Source organism: Streptomyces sp. NBC_01235, assembly GCF_035989285.1.
Lineage (GTDB): Bacteria > Actinomycetota > Actinomycetes > Streptomycetales > Streptomycetaceae > Streptomyces.
The window spans coordinates 1,287,395-1,303,337 of record NZ_CP108513.1; the positions used below are offsets into that span (position 1 = coordinate 1,287,395).

Annotated in this window: 8 protein-coding genes and 1 pseudogene; 6 read left to right on the top strand and 3 right to left on the bottom strand. The window is 73.4% G+C overall.

From position 1 onward, the window contains the following. The first annotated feature begins 4 nt into the window (after window positions 1-4). The 3 genes from OG289_RS05925 (at window position 5) to OG289_RS05935 (ending at window position 6,465) form a co-directional block, all read left to right on the top strand. A complete protein-coding gene (locus OG289_RS05925; RefSeq protein WP_327312943.1) occupies window positions 5-4,045 on the top strand; it encodes a DUF5682 family protein in 4,041 nt (1,346 codons plus the stop codon). After that, window positions 4,042-5,826, top strand: a complete 1,785-nt coding sequence (locus tag OG289_RS05930) for a hypothetical protein (RefSeq protein WP_327312944.1) — start codon at window positions 4,042-4,044, stop codon at window positions 5,824-5,826. The genes OG289_RS05925 and OG289_RS05930 overlap by 4 nt, the downstream gene beginning before the upstream one ends. A 99-nt stretch (window positions 5,827-5,925) precedes the next feature. Then, window positions 5,926-6,465, top strand: coding sequence for a DinB family protein (locus tag OG289_RS05935; protein ID WP_327312945.1), 540 nt, complete (start codon window positions 5,926-5,928; stop codon window positions 6,463-6,465). Window positions 6,466-7,171: 706 nt separating this feature from the next. Here the strand turns inward: OG289_RS05935 and OG289_RS05940 are convergent. After that, window positions 7,172-9,301, bottom strand: coding sequence for an alpha-galactosidase (locus OG289_RS05940; RefSeq protein WP_327312946.1), 2,130 nt, complete (start codon window positions 9,299-9,301; stop codon window positions 7,172-7,174). A 139-nt stretch (window positions 9,302-9,440) separates the two neighbouring features. On the opposite strand from OG289_RS05940, the gene OG289_RS05945 reads away from it, so the two are divergent. Continuing rightward, on the top strand, window positions 9,441-10,478 hold the full coding sequence (locus OG289_RS05945; protein ID WP_327312947.1) for a LacI family DNA-binding transcriptional regulator: 1,038 nt from the start codon (window positions 9,441-9,443) through the stop codon (window positions 10,476-10,478). Window positions 10,479-10,548: 70 nt separating this feature from the next. Here the strand turns inward: OG289_RS05945 and OG289_RS05950 are convergent, their stop codons facing one another. Beyond that, window positions 10,549-11,703, bottom strand: a complete 1,155-nt coding sequence (locus tag OG289_RS05950) for an RNA-guided endonuclease InsQ/TnpB family protein (protein ID WP_327312948.1) — start codon at window positions 11,701-11,703, stop codon at window positions 10,549-10,551. Here OG289_RS05950 and OG289_RS49570 point away from each other — a divergent pair. Together OG289_RS49570 and OG289_RS05955 are read left to right on the top strand one after the other, a co-directional pair. Beyond that, window positions 11,686-11,808: pseudogene (locus OG289_RS49570) on the top strand (carbohydrate ABC transporter permease); the annotation flags it as partial. The gene OG289_RS05950 and the pseudogene OG289_RS49570 overlap by 18 nt on opposite strands. A 97-nt stretch (window positions 11,809-11,905) precedes the next feature. Continuing rightward, window positions 11,906-14,416, top strand: a complete 2,511-nt coding sequence (locus OG289_RS05955) for a CBM35 domain-containing protein (RefSeq protein ID WP_327312949.1) — start codon at window positions 11,906-11,908, stop codon at window positions 14,414-14,416. Between the two features lie 46 nt (window positions 14,417-14,462). Here OG289_RS05955 and OG289_RS05960 read toward each other — a convergent pair whose 3' ends face one another. Further along, entirely contained in the window at window positions 14,463-15,872 is a 1,410-nt protein-coding gene (locus OG289_RS05960) for a cytochrome P450 (protein ID WP_327312950.1), read from the bottom strand. Window positions 15,873-15,943 lie beyond the last annotated feature (71 nt).

The window sequence follows — 15,943 nt, forward strand, 5'->3', positions numbered from 1 at the left end:
GGCCGTGTCCCTCCACCCCACCGCACCGGGCGCCCCGGACGAGGCCCTCGCCGCCCTCACCGACCCGGCCGCGCCCTACCTCATCGGCGTACGGCACCACGCGCCCTCGCTGGCCGCCGCCGTGCCCGCGCTGCTGGACGAGGCGAAGCCGGACGTGGTGCTCGTCGAGCTGCCGGCCGAGATGCAGGAGTGGCTGCCCTGGCTCGGGCACGAGGAGACCCGGGCCCCGGTCGCGCTCGCCGCGGCGCCCGGTGACGGGAGGGGCGGCGGGGGCCCGGCGTTCTATCCGTTCGCGGACTTCTCGCCCGAGCTGGCCGCCGTGCGCTGGGCCGCCCGGCACGGCGTCCCGGTGATCGCCTGCGACCTGCCCCTCGCGGACGCCGCGTGGGGCGAGGGGCGCGACGGCGGCACGGCGCAGGGTGGTTCGCGCGGGCTCACCGACGCACTCCGCGCCCGCCTCACGGGCCGCCCCGGCGACGACCTGTGGGACCGGCTCGTCGAGGCCACCGCCCCGGGCTCCCCACCCGAGGCCCTGCGCCGGGCGGCCCTGCTGACGGGGTGGGCGCTGCGCGAGGACGCGGTGGCCTCCGGCGGGGTACCCGAGCTGGACCTGCGGCGCGAGCGGTGGATGCGGTCCCGCATCAGCGAGGCCACCACCCACGGCGAACGGGCCGCCGTGATCATCGGCGCCTTCCACGCACCGGCGTTGACGGGGACGTCCATCATCGGACGAAGCACGGTCGCCGACCGGACCGGGGTGGAGCGGACCGAGTCCTCCGTCCCGAGCGACGACGGGCGAGCCGGAACCTCCGACCCGGCCGGCGACGCGCGAACCGAGGCGTCCGACCGGCCCCTCGGCGGACACACCAGGACACCGGACCCGACCGCGGACAAGCGAACCGAAGCTCCCCTCCCCACCGACAACGGGCACGACGATCCGTCCGACTCGGGCAGCGACCCGGAAACCATGGCGTCCGACACAGCCGTGCGCAAGCAGAACGGCGCGTCCGCCTCACCCGACAACGGACCTGCCAAGACACCCGACCCGACCGCCGACAAGCGAACCGAAGCTCCCCTCCCCACCGACAAGAGGCACGACGGTCCGTCCGACTGGCCCGGCGACGGGCGGGCCGAGGCGGCCGACCCGGGCGGCGGCGGGCGGGCCGCAGCGCCCCGACCGACCGGCGGCGGGCAGGGCGGTGCCTCCGTCCCGGTTGGCCGGAAGGGGCCCGCAGCCGGCGACCCGGGGCGGGCTTCGTGGACCACCTCGTTGATCCCCTACTCCTATGCGCTCCTGGACGAGCGCTCCGGCTATCCGGCGGGGATTCGGGACCCGGAGTGGCAGGACATGGTGTTGCGGGCAGCGGGGGATCCGGCGGCGTTGGAGGAGGCGCTGACGCGGGCGGCCGTGCGGGTGTGTGCGGAGTTGCGGGGGCTCGGGCATCCGTCCGGGCCGGCCGACGCGCGTGAGATCAGTCGGCTCGCCTCGGACCTCGCCAGGCTGCGCGGGCTGCCCGCGGCGGGCCGGGGCGAGTTGGTCGAGGCGGTGCAGACGGTCCTCGCGCAGGGGGAACCGTACGGGCGGGGGCGGGCCGTGGCGCGGGCGATGGAGCACGTGCTCGTCGGCACGCGTACCGGCCGGCCCGCGCCGGACGCACCACGCAGTGGTCTCGCCCCGGCGGTGGAGGACGAGGTGGCGGGGCTGGGCCTGCCCGGACCGGAGAGCGCCTCCGGCCCGGCCCGGGATCTACGGCTCGACCCGCTGCGGTCGGACCTCGACCGGCGTCGTGAGCTGCTGTTGCGGCGGCTGACGGTGTGCGGGGTGCCGTACGGGGAGGCGAGGGAGGTCGTCGGCGCGGGCGGCGCCGAGGCCCTCACCTCCCGTTGGGAGGTGCGCTGGACGCCGGCGACGGCGGCCATGCTGACCGCGGCCGGCGTGCGCGGGGTCACCGCGGCCCAGGCCGCCGAGGGCGTGCTGCGCGAACGGCGGCGCGCGGAGCGGGACGCGGGCGGGTCGACGGCCGCCCAGGTGCTGCAAGGGCTCATGGACGCCGCGCAGTGCGGGCTGCCGCCGCTCGCGGACGAGCGGCTCGACGACGTCGCCGAGGTGCTGCCCCAGGCCGGTGCCCTGCCCGAACTCCTTTCCGCACTGGCCCTGCTGGACCGGCTGCGGGCCGGTCACGTACCGGGGCTGGGCGCCGACCATGACCGTACGGCGCGGGCGGCCGGCGTCGCCGAACTGCTCACCGCGGCGGCGGTGCGGCAGGTGGACGGCCTGACCGGTTCCGAGGACCCCGCCGACGCCCACGCCCTGCTGGAACTCTCCCACCGCGCCGACCTGTTGGGCGGAATCCGGCTCACCGACGCCCTCGCCCGGCTGGCCGCCGACGGCTCCCCGCTGATGCGTGGTGCCGCCGGAGCCGTCCGGGTGCTGCTCGGGCAGGAGGACGCCCGGGCCTTCGGCGACCGTGTCGCCTCTTGGGTCGACGGAGCCGTCGATCCCGACACGCGGTCGGCGCTGACTGCCCGGCTGGGCGGGCTGCTGACCGCCGCGGGCCCGCTGTTGGAGGCCGCGGTACCGGCACTGGAGCCCCTGCTCAACCGTGTCTCGGAGCTGCCCGACCGGGAGTTCCTGGACCGGCTTCCCGCGCTGCGGGGCGGTTTCGAGACGCTGAGCCCCGCGGCCCGCGACCGTCTCCTCGCGGCCGTCGAGGAACGCCTCGACACCGGGCATGTCACCGACACCGACGGCGTCGACCCTGCCGCGCTCGCCGTTTGGACCGGAGCGGACCTCGCGGCCCGCGCCGCCCTGCGGTCACTGGGGCTGCTGCCCGGGCCACGCGGCGACGCCCAGTCGCCCACCCCCACGGCCCTCACCCCTGACGCCGTCGCTGACGCCCTCACCAACGACGTCGAGGCCTGCGAGAAGGAGGATCGCCTCCTCGCCCCGGCCGACCGCTGGCGGCTCGTCCTGGGCCGCCGCAGCGACCGACTCCCTTCGTCCGCCCGCTCGTTGGCGACGGCTCTGGACGAGCTGTACGGCAGCGGGCGCGGCGAGGGCAGCCGTGGGGACCTGACGGGTCCGGGGGCCGGCGGCGGCCGGGACGTGCCGTATCCCGGGGTGCGGGAGTGGTCGCAAGAGCTGGCGGCGCTGTTCGGGCCGGGCATCCGGGAGGAGGTGCTGGCGGCAGCCGCCGCGTCGGGCCGCAACGACGTGCTCACGGAGCTGGACGCGGACAGCGTGCGCCCCTCGGTCGAGCTGCTGCGTACGGTGCTGCGGCACGCGGGCGGGCTGCCCGAGGCCCGGCTGGCCGCGCTGCGTCCGCTCGTCCGGCGGCTGGTCGACGCGTTGACCCGGCAGCTCGCCACCCGGTTGCGGCCCGCTCTGCACGGCACGACGCTGCCGCGCCCCAGCCGGCGTCCGGGCGGCGGCCTCGACCTGCCCCGCACGCTGCGCGCCAACCTGGCGACCGCGCGGCGCGGCCCGGACGGCACGGTCCGGGTCATCCCCGAGCGCCCGGTGTTCCGTACCCGGGCTCGGCGTGCCGCCGACTGGCGACTGATCCTGGTCACGGACGTGTCGGGGTCCATGGAGGCGTCCACGGTGTGGGCCGCGCTGACGGCCTCGGTGCTGGCCGGGGTGCCGACTCTGTCCACGCACTTCCTGGCGTTCTCCACGGAGGTCATCGACCTCACCGGCCAGGTCGGGGACCCGTTGTCGCTGCTGCTGGAGGTGAGCGTCGGCGGCGGCACGCACATCGCGGCGGGGCTGCGGCACGCGCGTGAGCTCGTCACCGTGCCGTCGCGGACCCTCGTCGTGGTCGTCAGCGACTTCGAGGAGGGTTACCCGCTCGGCGGACTGCTCGCCGAGGTGCGCGCGCTGGTCGGGGCGGGCTGTCACGTCCTGGGCTGCGCGAGCCTCGACGACACCGGCCGACCGCGCTACTCCACGGGCGTCGCGGGTCAGCTCGTCGCCGCGGGCATGCCCGTCGCCGCCCTCAGTCCGCTCGAACTCGCCCGCTGGGTAGGGGAGAAGATCGCATGAGCACGAGTCCGGACCTGCCTCCGGTCGCCCCGTCCGTCACCGCCGAACTCGTCGAGGCGCTCTCGCCCCGGCTGCGCAAGCGGCTGGACGCGGGCATCGCCAAGCTGGCGGCTCGTCCGGTCGTCCGCGAGGGCGACACCGTACGGATCGCCGTCGACGACGACACCGACCTCGAACTGCACGCGCCCGGCGGTGCGGTGACCGGGGCGGACGCGATCCGCTGCGGTTGTCTGCTCGCCCCCGACTGTCTGCACCGCGCCGCGGCGGCCTCGGCAGCGCCGGTCGCCGACGTCACACCCGACACGGCACCCGCGCCATCCGCGCCCTCGCCGAAGGCGCGAGCGCGAACCGAGGAGGGTTCGCAACCGCGGCCGGACCCGGAGCCGGAACCGGAGAGCGCCGCCCCGGCCCAACTCGCCGCCGCACGGGCCGTGTACGACGCGGCGGCCGCCGTTCTCGAAGCCGGTGCGGACGGATCCGGTGCCGTGCTCCAGGCGGAGCTCCTGCGCGCCGCGCACACCGCGCGACTCGCGGGACTCCCCCGTGCCGCCGCCTCGGCGGTCTCCGTGGTCACCGGGATACGCGCGGCCCGCTCCGCCGACCCCGCGTACCGGCGACCCGACCTCGTGGACGCGCTTCGCACCGTCCTCGGCGTGGCCCACCGGCTGCCGTTCGCGAGCGGCCCCGACCTGGCCGGACTGCGCGGCGCCGTACGGCAGCCGTACGTCCCGGACGGCTCGCTGCGCCTGTACGGGGTCTGCTCCGAACCGGTGCTGACGGCGACCGGGTACGCGGGCGCGGTCACCTGGACCGCCGACGCCGAGGGCCGCCTCTACACGGTCTCCGACGTGGCCCCGGGGGGCCCGAGCCGGGCGACCGGCGCCGCCGACCGCGCCGTACGGATCGGCGACACCGCCCTGATCCACCGTGAGCTGTCGCGGGCGGGACTCGCGGTCTCCGGTGCGACCGTCTCGCCGACGGGGCGGCTGGGCGCTGGGGCGGGGGTGCGGGCAGTGCGCGCGTCGGGTGCCGCGTGGACCGCCGAGCCGCTGGACCGGCTGTGGGCGGTGCCCGTCGGCGAGCAGGTCGCCCGCGCCCTGAGCGGCGGCCACGGTCTGCTCTTCCTCGACGTCGCCCTGGTGGGCACGGTCCGCGAGGCGGCGGGCGACTGTCTGCTGGCCGAGTGCGACGGCCTCGCGGTGCGGCTGGCCACGGCCCACGAGGACCCCGCGCTCCCGTACCGTGACAACCTCCGCCTGCTGGCCGGAGCCCGGGGCTCCCGGCTGCGGATCGTCGCACGGCTCGCATCGGGCCCGCTCCCGCGCGCACTGCTGCTCGCCGCCGAACACCCCGCCCGGCCCGAGGCCCGGGTGGACCTGGGCCTGGACCGCCTCCAACACGCAGACCTGCCCACGCCGGCAACCGCCCCCGGCCCGGTTCCCGCTCCCGTGGTGGACGAGGCCCCGCTGCACCTCCTGCGCCGCCGTGTGCACCAGGCCGTGTCCGGGGGCCGCCGGGTGCTGGCCTTCCCGGGCAGCGGGGCGGGGGACGGCGGGCGGCTGCGGCGCGTCGGTCTCGCCACCGCGGGCGACCTCCTCGACGATCTCCGGGCCGCCGCCGCGGACCGTTCCCGCGACGCGTTCGGCCGGCTGCTCCCCGCCGACACGGATCGCTTCGCCCGCTCCTGGCTGGCCGCGGCCGTCTACACCGCCGAGGTCGAACGGGCGCTGTGCGCGGCGGCCTGGGGCGCGGGCACGGAGGCGGTGCCTGCGCTGCTGTGAAGACGTGAGCCGATGCCGCCCCTTTAGGTCAGGATCTGACCTCTATCGCTCCTAAGGTGGTCCTCGACCGCGGAACAGCCTTCACGGAAGAAGAGGACCATGAGCGACTCCACCACCCTCGACCAGACCGCCACCGGCGAGCGCGCCGACCTGCTGGAGGTGCTCGCCAAGCAGCGGCACTTCCTGCGCTTCACCACCCGCGACCTCACCGACGAGCAGGCCGGACAGCGGACCACCGCCGGCGAGCTGTGTCTCGGCGGCCTGATCAAGCACGTGACCTCGGTCGAGCGGGGCTGGGTGGACTTCATCCTGGAGGGCCCGTCGGCGATGCCCGACTTCACCAGCATGACCGAGGAGGACTTCGCCAAGCGGGCCGACGAGTTCCGGATGCTGCCCGGTGAGACGTTGGCGGGGGTGCTGAAGGAGTACACCGAGGTGGCGCGCCGTACCGACGAACTGGTCGTGTCCCTGCCCGACCTCAACGCGGACCACCCGCTGCCGGCGGCGCCGTGGTTCGAGCCGGGCGTGCGCTGGTCGGCCCGCCGGGTCCTGCTGCACATCGTCGCCGAGACCGCACAGCACGCGGGCCACGCCGACATCATCCGCGAGTCCCTGGACGGGGCGAAGAGCATGGGCTGAGGTCAGCCGACCTCAAGAACCTCCCGGGCCTCCAAGGCCTCCGACACCTCGAAGACGTGGGCCCGCCTGCCGTTGCTCCAGGGCCACGAACAGGCCCGGGTCGGCCGGTTCGTCGCCGTCGCGGTCGCGGTCGCGGTCGCGGTCGTACGACTGTGAGGTGAGCAGGCCGGTCAGGCGGTGCCGGCGCCCGCGCAGGTCGTCCCAGGGCAGGGGCAGCCGGGCCTGGGCCGGGTGGTCGGAGTCGTTGACGACGACCAGGTGGCGGGGCTTCGGTGTCCGTCCAGGTCCAGGTCCAGGCCGGCAGGTTGCGGCAGGTGTCGTTGTCCGGCCGGCCCGTCGGGGCGAGCGGCCGCCATGCGCTCCTGCGTACGGCGGCCGCGGCGGGCAGCAGGCGGTGGTGGAACTCGCGCAGGGGCTCGTCGACGGGCTCCCGCGGTCTGCGCGCGAGGAACACCGGTGGCCGTACCCGGCGCCCTTCGAACCGGCCCTCGTGCCGGAGCGTGGCGCCGAGGCTGTGGAACAGCGTCGTGGTGGCCGCCACCAGGCCGGTCCAGCCGGTCTGACGGGAGGCGCCGAGGCCCGCACCGTTGTCGCCGTGGAAGTACTCGTAGAACAGTCCCTCCAGTGCGGGTCCTTGGCGGACTGGTGCGACGTGAACCAAGCCGGAGTCCCCGGTTCCCCGAGGCTCTCGCCGACGGGCGGTGCCTCATGGCAGGTTCGCGGGCTGCGGGGTGAGGCGGATCAGCAGGACGGCCGGTGCGCGTGGGAGCGACACGCGCAGGCCGCTTCCGTCCCAGACCGCCGAGCCGGCGGTCGGAGCGGACGGGTGCAGGATCTCCGCGCTCACCTCGCGTCCCGCCAAGTGACCGATGGGCAGACTGAGTTCGGGCTCACCGCCACGGCGCCAGACCGAGACGTACGACGTGCGGTCGCCGGGCACCCGCATTCCCAGGGCCAGCCACTCGTCCGTCCACCCGGGCAGGCCGAGCGGCCAGAACGGCACGGCCTGTGCGAGATCTCCGCGGATGGTCCTGTACGTGTCCACGGCGCCTCGCACGAGGGAGAGTTGACGCTCCGTCATGCGGTCCAGGTGGCCCGAGAGATGGATGCGTCCGAGAAGCGCTCCGCCCAGGGTGAAGGTGATCAGGTCGTCGTCGAACCCGGGCTGCGGGTAGGCCCAGACGGCGCCCTGTTCGGGCGGGGCGGCCGTCGGCGCGGCGGCGGCGATGGGCGGATAGCACAGCGGGTCCTGCTGGTCGCTGGTGGACTGGAGCTGGGTGACGGCCAGGGTGGCGCCGTCCATCCGCATGCCGCCCGAGGCGCAGTTCTCGAGGACCAGCCCGGGGTGGCGGTCGAGCACCTCGGACAGCCAGTCCAGGTAGGCCTGGGCGTGGCCGAGCAGTCCGGCCCCGGGCGCGAGGTCGCCGGGCGCGCAGGTTCCGGGGTCCACCACGATGTTGTAGTCGAGCTTGAGGTAGCCCACCCCCCAGTCGCCCACGATCCGGTCCACCGTCCGGTCCAGGTGCGCCCGGGCCGCCGGGTGCCGTAGATCGAGCTGGTGGCGGCCCTGTTCGGCGAGGCGTACGCCGTCGCGCTGGAAGAAGGCGTCCGGCGGCAGCGCCGCGGCGACGGGGCTGCGCACCCCGACGACCTCCGGTTCCAGCCACAGCCCGGGAACCATGCCCCGCTCCCGGATCCGCTCCAGGACCGCCCGGATACCGCCGCCGGGGAAGCGGCGCGGCGAGGGCAGCCACTCGCCGACGCTGTCCCACCAGCCGTCGGCATCGTCGTCGTACCAGCCGGAGTCGATGCAGAAGTACTCCGCTCCCGCCTCGGCCGCCGCGTCGATGAGGGGCAGCAGTTTCTCGGTCGTCGGGTCGCCCATCAGCGTGTTCATGTAGTCGTTGAAGACGACGGGGAGCGCCGAGTGGTCCGGGTGCGGCCGGCGTACGGCGCGGCGGTACGAGGTCAGCGCGCCCATCGCCGCGTCGAACCCGGCACCGAGGGCCAGCACCCCGGGTACCGTCGTGCACTCCGCTCCGGGGGCGAGGCGGACCCGCCACTGGTGCTCGGCGTCCGTGGGACCGTTCAGCGCCAGATACGTGCGGTGGGCGCGTTCGCCCAGGTCCCAGCGCCAGCCGGCCGGGGACTCGACCTGCCACAGCCAGGTCCGGCCGCTCCCCCGCTCGGTCAGCGCACCCATCGGCAGATGCCCGTCGGTGGGCCAGCTGCCGCGCCCGGTCAGGGCGAGCGCGGCCCGGCTGTCGTGCTGGTGGACGCCGACGTTGATGTCGGCGACGGTGTCCCGCAGCGGTTCGGCGTACCAACGGCACTCCGCGAGCCAGTCGTTGCGGGCCCGGTGCACGTCGAGGTCGTCCGGCGAGGGCAGGCCGCCGAGCAGCAGGCTGCTGACGGACTGGACGACGACGGGCTCTGCGCCTTCGTTGCGCAGCCGGACCCGGGATCGCAGGACGGGCAGTCCGGCGGGGGACGTCAGCTCGACGAACGCCGTCAGCCCGGTTGCCTCGTCGTGGAGTTCGACGCTCAGCCACTCCTGTGCGGCGCGGCTGCCGCCGCGGTGGGCCCGGTACCGGAGCCGCGCGCCGAGGGCCGTGCCCGTGAAGCGCGGGCCGGACCAGCCGCTGCCGTGGCCGAGGGCGGTCAACTCGACCAGGGGGAGGGCGGATTCGGGGTCCGAGGCGGGCCCGGGGTCGTCACCGGCCCGGTCCAGCCGGAGCAGTCGCAGCGTCCCGTCGGGGGCGGTGCCGAACTCGACCTCCAGGGCCGGATGGACCCAACTGAACCGAACCTGCGGGTAGTTGATGACTCTCCGCATCGCATCCGCGGTACCGGGCAAGGTGCTTCCCCTCCCGACCCCGCCCCTGTCGGTGCGTCGGCGGCGGTCGCGTCAGTCCTGCGTGAATCCCTCGTTACGGTCTCTTGACGACCGTTGTGTGACCGGTCACAATCCTGGCATGAATGTGACCGGTCACACAAGGCGTCCGGCGAGCATCCGGGACGTCGCGACGGCCGCCGGAGTCTCGTACCAGACCGTCTCCCGGGTGATCAACGGGCATCCCAGCGTCAAAACGGCGACCCGGGAGCGGGTGCTCGCCGCCATCGACGAGCTGGGTTTCCGCCGCAACGCCACCGCGCTCGCTCTGGCCAGCGGGCGCAACAGGGCCGTGACCGTGCTCACCGCCAACACCACCCACTACGGCTACGCCTCCATCCTCCAGGGCATCGAGGAGGCGGCCCGCGCCGCGTCCTACGCGGTGGGGATCGGCGTCCTCGAATCCACGGAGGAGTCCGCCGTCGCCGCCGAAGTACAGCGGGCGGCGGACGCGAGCGGCGGGCTGATCGTGATCGCCTACGATCCGGCCGGTGTCCGGGCCCTGGCCGCCGTCCCCTCCGGGCTGCCGGTCGTCGGGGTGGTCGAGACGCCCGCGAGCCCGCCCGCCGGCGACCGCCCCTGGGTGTGGACCGACGACCGCGAGGCCGCGTACCGGGCGACCCGCCATCTGCTCTCCCTCGGCCACGAGACCGTGCACTACGTGGCCATCCCGTCCAGCACCCGGCGCACCGGCGCCCGCACCACCGGCTGGCGCGAGGCGCTCAAGGAGGCCGGAGCACCGCAACCCCGTCCCGTGCAGGGCAGTTGGGGCCCGGCGGGGGGTCACGCGGCCGGCCGGAAGCTCGCCCGGGACCCGGCCGTCAGCGCGATCCTGTGCGGCAACGACGACCTCGCCCTCGGGGTGCTGCGCGCCCTGCACGAGGCAGGCCGGTCCGTCCCCGGCGAGGTCAGCGTGGCCGGGTTCGACGACGCCCCGCACTCCGCCTATCTCACGCCGTCCCTGACGACCGTGCGCCTGGACTTCACCGGCCTCGGAAGGTCCGCCTTCGCCCTGCTGCACGGGGCGCTGGAGGAGTCGGCGCAGATCGCCCCGCACCCCGTCTCCGTACCGGAGCTGGTGGTGCGGGAGAGCTCGGGGGCCGCGCCCGCCCGCGACTGAACACCCGGTACGAGCCGCTGTTCCGGAAAGGCACGTGTTGACTTCCTCCCCTCGCGAACGAGGCGGATTCCTACGGCTCGCGCCGAGGGGTCTTCTGCTTCGTCGCCGACTGCCCGCCCGGAGTTCTCCGTTGAGGTCTTACACCGGCTCCACAGACAGACACCGCCGGCCCGGCGGCCAGAAGGTTGTTCGCCGCGTTCACGTCCCGGTCGTGGGTCGTTCCGCAGTTGTCGCACGTCCAGGTGCGGACGTTGAGCGGCATCCTCTCAGCGAGGGTGCCGCACGCGGAGCACAGCTCGGAGGAGGGGAAGAAGCGGTCGACCGCGATCACTTCCCGCCCGTACCAGGCGGACTTGTACTCCAGCATGTTCCGGAACTGCGCCCATGCCGCGTCGCCGATGGCGCGGGCCAGTCTCCGGTTCTTGACCATGTTGCGCACGGTCAGGTCCTCGATCACGATCGTTTGGTTTTCACGAACGAGTCGGGTGGTCAGCTTGTGCAGATGGTCCCGGCGGCGGTCGGTGATCCGCGCGTGGATCCTCGCGACCCTGGTCCGGGCCTTCCTGCCGTTGACTCCGTCGCCCTTCGCCTTGCGGGCAAGACTGCGTTGGGCCTTGGCCAGGCGGGTGCGGTCCCGGCGCTCATGCCGGGGGTTGGCGATCTTCTCGCCGGTGGAGAGGGTCAGCAGGTGGTCCAGGCCGACGTCGACCCCGACCGCCGCATCCGTGGCCGCAAGCGGCACCACGGTCGGGTCCTCGCACAGCAGGGAGACGAACCAGCGGCCCGCGCCGTCCTGCGACACCGTCACCGTCGAGGGCACCGTCCCCTCAGGCAGAGGCCGCGACCACACGATGTCCAGCGGGCCGGACATCTTCGCCGGCGTCAGCTTCCCGTCCCGGTACCGGAACGCACTGGACGTGTACTCGGCCGACCTGCGCGACTTCTTCCGCGACTTGAAACGCGGGTACCTGGCCCGCTTGGCGAAGAAGCTGGTGAACGCGCTCTGCAGGTGCCGCAGTGTCTGTTGGAGCGGCACCGACGACACCTCGCCCAGGAACGCCAGTTCCTCGGTCTTCTGCCACGCGGTCAGCAGGGCCGAGGTCTGGTTGTAGTTGACCCGCTCCTGCCGCGCCCAGGCCTCGGTGCGGGCGGCGAGCGCCAGGTTGTAGACCTTCCGCACGCGTCCGAACGTGCGCGACAGCTCGGCTGCCTCAACAACTGGCATCACGTCTTCGCGTACGTCGTGGTGATGAGCCTGCCCATGGTCGCCGTGTTCCTCGTCGGCCGGCGAAAGATCGTGTCCGGAATCACCAGTGGAGCCGTCAAATGACCGGAGGTCCAGCAGCGTGAGCCCCCGCACCGGTACGAGAACCCGTCGAACCCGTACGAGAACCGCCCTTGTCACCACCGCACTTGGAGTCACCGCCATGGCAGGCACCCTTCCCGCAGCAGGCCCGGCGGCAGCCTCCCCCACTCTCGACTCCGCTCGAGCGGGAGGTACCCCCATCGACCCGCAGCGTCTCACCGTCGACCTCGCCGCCTCCGAAGGCCCGGTGCTGCTCGGCGCCAACGGCGCGCTGTACGGGCTCAGCGACGACGGTGTGCCCAGCGACGCCGCGCTGGAGCCGCTGAAGATCACCAGCATCTCGCAGAAGCCGGAGGGCGGCGCCCAGCACCCCAACGGGGACGCGCTCTCGGTCTCCCGGTCGTTCTTCCGCAACGGCGGCGGCGAGATCAACGTCATGATGCAGGACATCTACGCCAAGTGGCCGTACGAGGACCTCGGCATCGACGACTACCTCCCCAAGGTCGACAGAATCGTCAAGGAGGTGTCGGCCGACCCGAACAGCGACCGGTTCGTCTACATCCCGTTCAACGAGCCCGACTGGATCTGGTACAACATCGGCGTCGCCGACCAGGCGCAGTACGAGGTCAACCGCGACCGGTTCTTCAAGGACTGGAAGACGGTGTACCAGCGCATCCGCGCCATCGATCCCGACGCGAGGATCGCCGGCCCCAACGAGACGGGCTACCACACCCGGCTGATGACCGACTTCCTCGCCTTCGCCAAGCGGGAGAACGTCCTGCCCCAGGTGCTGACCTGGCACGAGTTGAGCTCGGGCTCGTTGCGCGACTTCCAGGGCCACTACGACAACTACCGTTCGATCGAGCGGCGGTTGGGCATAGCCCCGCTGAAGATCAGCATCGACGAGTACGCCAACCGCCGTGACCTGTCCGTGCCGGGCCAACTCGTGCAGTGGGTCTCGATGTTCGAGCGGAACAAGGTGTATGCCAACCAGGCCTACTGGGACGCCGCCGGCAACATGGACGGCAATGTGGTGCGGACGAACATCCCCAACGGCGGCTGGTGGTTCTTCCGTTGGTACGCGGGACTGACCGGCGACACCGTCAAGGTCACCCCGCCGCAGGCCGACACCATCGACACCCTCCAGGGCCTGGCCTCCCTCGACACCTCACGCAGGCAGGCCCAGGTACTGCTCGGCGGCTCGGACGGCGACGCGGACGTCGTGGTGCGCAACGTCCCCCGGTCCGTCTTCGGCCGCACGGTCACCGCGACCGTCGCCGAGGCCGCCTGGTCCGGCTACGAGGGGCAGCACGCCGCCCCGCGGGTCCTCGCCCGTACGAAGCTCAAGGTGGCGGACGACGGTTCGGTGACCGTGCCCCTGCGCGGCGGGCACAAGATGTCCGCGTACCGGATCGTGCTCACCCCGGGCGGCACCGGCACCCCGTCCGCCGCCACGGTCCCCTGGTCGGCGTCGTACGAGGCCGAGGACGCCGCCATCACCGGCGGCCAGGTCCACACACAGGGCACGGTGAGCAACGCCAACGGCTACGCGGCCTCCGGCACCAAGGACGTCGGCTCCCTCAACACCGCCGCCAGCAAAGTGGACTTCACGGTGACGGTCCCGGCGGACGGGACGTACGATCTGACGGTCCTGTACGGCAACCAGTCCGGCGCCCCCGCCACCCAGAAGCTGTCCGTCGACGGCGCGGCCCCGGTCACGGTGACGTATCCCTCCACGGAGAACTGGACCTACCGCGCCAAGAACGACCTCGGCGTGGAGTTGTCGGCCGGCACCCATGTGCTGACGCTCGCCAAGGGCGACGCCGAGGTCACCCTCGACCGCATCGACCTGACCGCGCGCACGAGCACCCCGTCGGCGTCGTACGAGGCGACGCTCGCGGACATCAGCGGCAGGCCGTCGTACGACTACTCCTCCTCGGCCGGTGTGGGCACGGGCGCCCTCGTCCTGCGCCGGGGCGACAAGGCCGTGTTCGACGTGTACGCCCCGCGCGACGGCTACTACACGGTGGTGCCGCGGTCCTCGGCGGCGGTGCAACTCGCTCTGCACGGCGAGAAGGTGACGGCGGCGCCGAGCAGGCCGCTGCGGCTCTACCTGGTGGCGGGAAACAACCGCGTGGCGCTGACCTCCGGACACGCGGCCGTCCGTTCCCTCGACGTCTCGGGCACGGGCTCGACCACCGGCACCCTCTCCTACGAGGCCGCGTCCGCCACCCTGGCGGGAGGGGCCAGGCTCGTCGACTCCGCCCACGCCTTCGGGGGCTCCTACATCGGCGATCTCGGCAACAGCCCTTCCAGCACCGCCCGGTTCACGGTGCACGCGCCCGACTCCGGCCGCTACATGCTGGTCGTGCACTACGCGCACAACGACCGCCGCGACAACGGCCACGCCTACAACACGGACATCATGTCCCGTACGGCGGACATCACGGTCGGCACCGGAGCACCACGGAACGTCACCTTCAAGAACACCTGGAGCGAGCACGACTACTGGACCCTGGGCGTCCCCGTCGACCTCAAGAAGGGCGCCAACAGCGTGACCTTCGCGAACGCGAGCGCCTGGGCCCCGAACATCGACCGCATCGAACTGGGCCGCGTCGTCCGTCAGTCGTAGCCCGACGCACGCCGGTACCTCGGGGCGCCCGATGTGCGTCCCGAGGTCAGCGGCCGACGCCGATGAGTCCCGTCAGATAGCGCCACAGCGACGAGCGCTGCCGGACGGCCGGGTCCGGCAGCACCGCCCCCGCCGACTCGGCCGGCTCCGCGCCCGGGGTGTGCGCCGACGGCTGCTCCGGCATCGCGGCCAGTTCGTACCGTACGGGCAGCGAGCGCAGGCCCCGCATGAAGGGCGAGGAACGCCACGGCAGTTGGTCGACGGGGAGGGCGAGGTCCAGGTGGGAGAACCGCTCGAACAGCCGGCCCACGCCGACCGCCGCGACCGTCGAGGCGAGTTCGCGCGCCGGGCACTGACGGCGGCCCGCACCCCACGACAGGTGTGCCCGGGTACTGACCGTGGTGCTCGGACACACGTTGTCGGCGAAGAGCGGGTCGGCGTGCGCCGCCGCGGAGGAGACCCACACCGGATCGCCCGCCCGGATGGTGTAGTTGCCGAGCGGGGTGTCCTTGGCCGCGAAGCGCGGCACGAAGTTCACCAGCGGCGGCTTGCGCATGACCACCCGGTTCATGCTCTCCCTGACCATCCCGGCGGACAGACTGGCACGCACGCCGCCCTCGCCCGAGATGACCTCGACCACCGTGTTGGAGATGAGGATGCCGACGTGGTCGGAGGTCATGCCCAGCAGCATGAACAGCTCACGGGCCAGCTCGTCGAGCGTGAGCTCGGGGTGCGCGGCCAGCAGGTAGGAGGGAAAGTCGTCGCCCGGCTTCTCCAGCTTCACCGCCGCGAGTTCCGCCAGCGCCGCCAGCAGCCGCTCCAGGGCGGGCTCCGCGTCCGGACCGGCGTCCAGCACCCGCCACATGTCCATCAGCGCGTCGTCGCCCTGGGAACCGGGGAAGCCGAGCAGATGGCTGGCCACCATCAGCGGCAGCGGACGGGAGAACTGGGCGGACAGGTCCGCAAGACCCGTACCGCCGGCCTGCCCCACCAGGCTGATCAGTTCGTCGGCGTAGGCGGTGACGGCCGTCTTCAGCCTCTTCGCCTGGGGGTGACGCGGGTCCTGGAACGGTTTGAGAGCCGCGTCCCACGCCGTCCGCAACGGCCGGTAGCCCGGCCCGCCCTGGATCAGCACATGATTGACCTCGAGGGACGGCCCGAGCGGCCAGTCGGCCGGCACCCGGCCCTCCGAGCGGGCCCGCCAGTTCTCCAGCCCCTTCGGCCACCCGGCGTCGTCCTGGAGCACCTCGAGCGCCTCGCGATAGCCGAGGACCAACCACGCAGGCACACCCAGCAGATCGACCGGCGCGACCGGGCCGTGCCGCTGCCGCAGCCTCTCGTAGACGAGTGAGGGGCGTGTCTCGTAGTCCCGGGTCAGCAGCGGTTCGGGAGTCATCGTTTCCAACCGCGCGCCGTCCAGGTCCACGGATCCGCCGTCGCCCACCTGGGATTCCATGCTTTGCCGCCCCTCCGACACTCCCCGTACCGGCATGTCTTCATTCGGTAGCCGGAACCCGGGGGGACCCT

Excerpts from the sequence above, each read along its gene's own strand:
- OG289_RS05930 (WP_327312944.1), top strand. The coding sequence starts at position 4,042 with ATGAGCACGAGTCCGGACCTGCCTCCGGTCGCCCCGTCCGTCACCGCC.
- OG289_RS05935 (WP_327312945.1), top strand. The coding sequence starts at position 5,926 with ATGAGCGACTCCACCACCCTCGACCAGACCGCCACCGGCGAGCGCGCC.
- OG289_RS05940 (WP_327312946.1), bottom strand. The coding sequence starts at position 9,301 with ATGCGGAGAGTCATCAACTACCCGCAGGTTCGGTTCAGTTGGGTCCAT.
- OG289_RS05945 (WP_327312947.1), top strand. The coding sequence starts at position 9,441 with ATGAATGTGACCGGTCACACAAGGCGTCCGGCGAGCATCCGGGACGTC.
- OG289_RS05950 (WP_327312948.1), bottom strand. The coding sequence starts at position 11,703 with ATGCCAGTTGTTGAGGCAGCCGAGCTGTCGCGCACGTTCGGACGCGTG.
- OG289_RS05955 (WP_327312949.1), top strand. The coding sequence starts at position 11,906 with ATGGCAGGCACCCTTCCCGCAGCAGGCCCGGCGGCAGCCTCCCCCACT.
- OG289_RS05960 (WP_327312950.1), bottom strand. The coding sequence starts at position 15,872 with ATGGAATCCCAGGTGGGCGACGGCGGATCCGTGGACCTGGACGGCGCG.